The following is a 3030-nucleotide window of genomic DNA, read 5'->3' as shown; positions in this document are numbered from 1 at the left end:
ATCATACAGTCATAAGAACGTCCTTGAAATTCTTTCAAGAAAAGGGAATGTTCTTACTATATTTTTTGAATTTTTCATTCAAATCTCAGTTTTTTCAATGATTTTTACGTGCGAAAGTTGAGTTATATACTTTAAAATTATTTCTCAAATACTTTTTTTCCTTAATGCTTTACTTTTTGAATATTGACATTTATACATTATTAGAATAAGATATGAGTGAGTAATCACTCATTTATTTGTATGAGGAGGTATTATATGACAATGAAAAAAACAAGTAATACAGAAGAAAGAATATTAGATGCTGCAATACAGGTTTTTGGAGAAAAAGGATATTCAGCAGCTACCACTAGTGAAATTGCAAAAAGGGCTAAAGTTGCTGAAGGCACAATATTTAGATATTTCCCCAAGAAAAAAGAGCTTCTTCATGGAATAGTATTAAAGGCTATAGATATATTTGGAGAAAAAGTTGTTGTAAAATCCTTGGAAGAAACTGTAGAAGCTAACAAAGACAAAGCATTTAAGGAAGTTTTAAAGGCTATAGTACTTGATCGTGTAAAAATATTTGAACAGCATTATGCTTACATGAAGGTAATATTGTACGAATTACAGTTCCATGATGATGTAAGAAGATTATTTATTGATAAAATCGCAAAACAGGCTATTGAACTTGTAAAAAAAGTGGTTGATATAGCTAAAAAAAATAGAGAAATCAAGGATATTGAATCTTTAATCATAACTAGATCTATGCTTGGTATGGTTTTAATGATGTTAATTCAAAGACAATTGATGCCATCAGAGACTTCTATAAGTAATATTGAGGATGAAATAGACTTAATGATAGACATGTTGATGGATGGTATAAGGAATAGAGATTAATTCTTGGAGGTTATGGTTATGAAAAAAACTGTAATTGTTTTTTTAATGTGGGTTTTCTTTCTTACGTCTTGTAGTATGAATTCTGATAATCAAAACCAAACCTATACAGGTACTATTGAAGCAGATGAAGTAAAAATAAGCTGTGAGCTAGGTGGAATAATATCAGAAGTTTTTATAAAAGAAGGACAAAGGATAAAGGCAGGAAATAGAGTTGCAAATATTGATATGACTGACCTTAATATTAAGCTTAGAAAAGCTGAAAACAGATTGGAATTTGCTAAAACAAAGCTTAATGAGATATTAAATGGAGCAAGAAATGAAGAAATAAAAAGTGCCAGGGCAAATGTTAGAAAAACTAAAGTACAATTGGAAGGATTTAAAAAAAATTATGAATACAGACTTGAAAATTTTAATAATATAAAAAAGCTTTATAATGAAGGTGCAGTTTCCAATCAACAGCTCGATGATTCAAAATCCCTCTTAGATTCAGCGGAAACAAATTTGAAAAGCATTGAAAAACAATATGAATCTTCCCTTGCAGCCTTAGAACTATTACTAAATGGAGCAACTGAATATAATATAAAAGCTAATCAATTAGAAGTTGAAAAGGCAGAGATAGAAATAGATAATTTAAAAAATCAAATAAATAAGTGTAAAATAAAAGCTCCTATAGATGGTATAATTCAAACATTGAATTTTAATAAAGGAGAATTAATTCCAACTGGTGGTGTTATATCAACGGTCATAGATACTGATAATTTATGGGTAAAGATTTATATTTCTGAAAAAGAGCTTTTTAAAATAAAACTTGGGGAAGATGTTTACATTCTCACAGATCCTAATGATAAAAATACTATTAAAGGTAAGGTTGTTTATATATCATCTGAGGCAGAATTCACTCCTAAGAATGTAGAATCAAAGGAAAATAAAGAAGAAATGGTTTTTGAAGTTAAAATAAAGATATTAGAAAAAGATAATAGCTTAAAACCTGGAATGTTTGTTGATATAAAGCTTAAGGAGGTCAATTAATGGATGTAGAATACGCTGTTGATGCTAAAAATTTAAGGAAAGTCTTTAATAATCATATTGCAGTAGATGATATAAGCTTAAAGATCTCAAAGGGACAGATTTTTGGTTTGCTAGGACCAAATGGTGCTGGAAAATCAACCACTATAAGGATGCTCTGTGGAGTTTTAACACCTACCGCTGGTAAAGGAAAGGTTCTGGGTTACGATTTATATAAGGAAGGAGAAAAAATTAAACAAAATATTGGATATATGTCTCAAAGATTTAGCCTTTATGAGGATCTTACAGTTTTGGAAAATCTAAAATTCTATTCTAATATATATTCCCTTTCTAAAAAGATGAGTAAAGAAAGGATTGACGAATTGATAGAAATGGCAGGCTTAAAAGGGAGAGAAAAAACTCTTTCTAAAAATTTGTCTGGAGGATGGAAACAAAGATTAGCTTTAGGCTGTGCTTTACTACATAGACCTCAACTCCTTATACTAGATGAACCAACAGCAGGAGTTGACCCAGTTTCAAGAAGAATATTTTGGGAGACGATTTATGAACTGGCAAATGAAGGTATAACTATATTAGTTACAACCCACTATATGGATGAAGCAGAAAGCTGCGATGAGATAGCCTTTGTTTTTAACGGAAAAATACTTACCAAAGGAACCCCACAGTCATTAATAAAGGAAAAGAATAGTATAAATCTTGAAGATGTATTTATTAGTTATGTGCAAGAACAAACTGGCGCTAAAGTGAACTCTTCCTTTGTTGGAATTAAGGAAGTTAGTAATAAACAGGCAGGTGACCAATGATGAGTATACAAAGACTTATTACTATAGTTAAAAAGGAATTTATCCACATAAAAAGAGATAGAGCTAGCTTAATAATAGCTATTGCAATGCCTTTGATTTTTATATTAATATTTGGATATGCAGTAAATACTGATGTTGAAAACATAGATATAGCAGTTTTTGATCAGGATAAAACTTTTGAAAGTAGAGAATTTATAAGTAAGTTTTCAGCTTCAAATTATTTTGATATAAAAACATATGTAAATAGTATCCTGAATTATTCATAACTCAATGAATTATGATGAAAATTAATGTTAAAAGGTAAAATCTTATATCTGAAGTTCTG

The 3030-nt window shown here is 29.4% G+C and carries 4 protein-coding genes; all 4 read left to right on the top strand.

Features of this window, described 5'->3' with window-relative positions; all coding sequences use genetic code 11:
• The first annotated feature begins 255 nt into the window (after positions 1–255).
• Genes BUB36_RS18650 through BUB36_RS18635 form a run of 4 tightly spaced genes read left to right on the top strand, consistent with a single transcriptional unit; the run spans position 256 to position 2971 of the window.
• Positions 256–876, top strand: coding sequence for a TetR/AcrR family transcriptional regulator (locus BUB36_RS18650; RefSeq protein WP_073153793.1), 621 nt, complete (start codon positions 256–258; stop codon positions 874–876).
• Positions 877–894: 18 nt separating this feature from the next.
• Positions 895–1905: an HlyD family secretion protein gene (locus BUB36_RS18645; RefSeq protein ID WP_073153790.1), complete on the top strand. Its 1011-nt coding sequence runs from the start codon at positions 895–897 to the stop codon at positions 1903–1905.
• Positions 1905–2705: an ABC transporter ATP-binding protein gene (locus tag BUB36_RS18640; protein WP_073153788.1), complete on the top strand. Its 801-nt coding sequence runs from the start codon at positions 1905–1907 to the stop codon at positions 2703–2705. The genes BUB36_RS18645 and BUB36_RS18640 overlap by 1 nt, the downstream gene beginning before the upstream one ends.
• Entirely contained in the window at positions 2702–2971 is a 270-nt protein-coding gene (locus BUB36_RS18635) for an ABC transporter permease (protein WP_084112151.1), read from the top strand. Before BUB36_RS18640 ends, BUB36_RS18635 begins: the two co-directional genes overlap by 4 nt.
• The last annotated feature ends 59 nt before the right edge of the window (positions 2972–3030 follow it).

Origin of the sequence: Paramaledivibacter caminithermalis DSM 15212 (assembly GCF_900142245.1) — a bacterium.
Classification (GTDB): domain Bacteria; phylum Bacillota; class Clostridia; order Peptostreptococcales; family Caminicellaceae; genus Paramaledivibacter; species Paramaledivibacter caminithermalis.
This window is presented reverse-complemented; position numbering and strand designations above follow the sequence as displayed.

Excerpts from the sequence above, each read along its gene's own strand:
- BUB36_RS18635 (WP_084112151.1), top strand. The coding sequence starts at position 2,702 with ATGATGAGTATACAAAGACTTATTACTATAGTTAAAAAGGAATTTATC.
- BUB36_RS18650 (WP_073153793.1), top strand. The coding sequence starts at position 256 with ATGACAATGAAAAAAACAAGTAATACAGAAGAAAGAATATTAGATGCT.
- BUB36_RS18640 (WP_073153788.1), top strand. The coding sequence starts at position 1,905 with ATGGATGTAGAATACGCTGTTGATGCTAAAAATTTAAGGAAAGTCTTT.
- BUB36_RS18645 (WP_073153790.1), top strand. The coding sequence starts at position 895 with ATGAAAAAAACTGTAATTGTTTTTTTAATGTGGGTTTTCTTTCTTACG.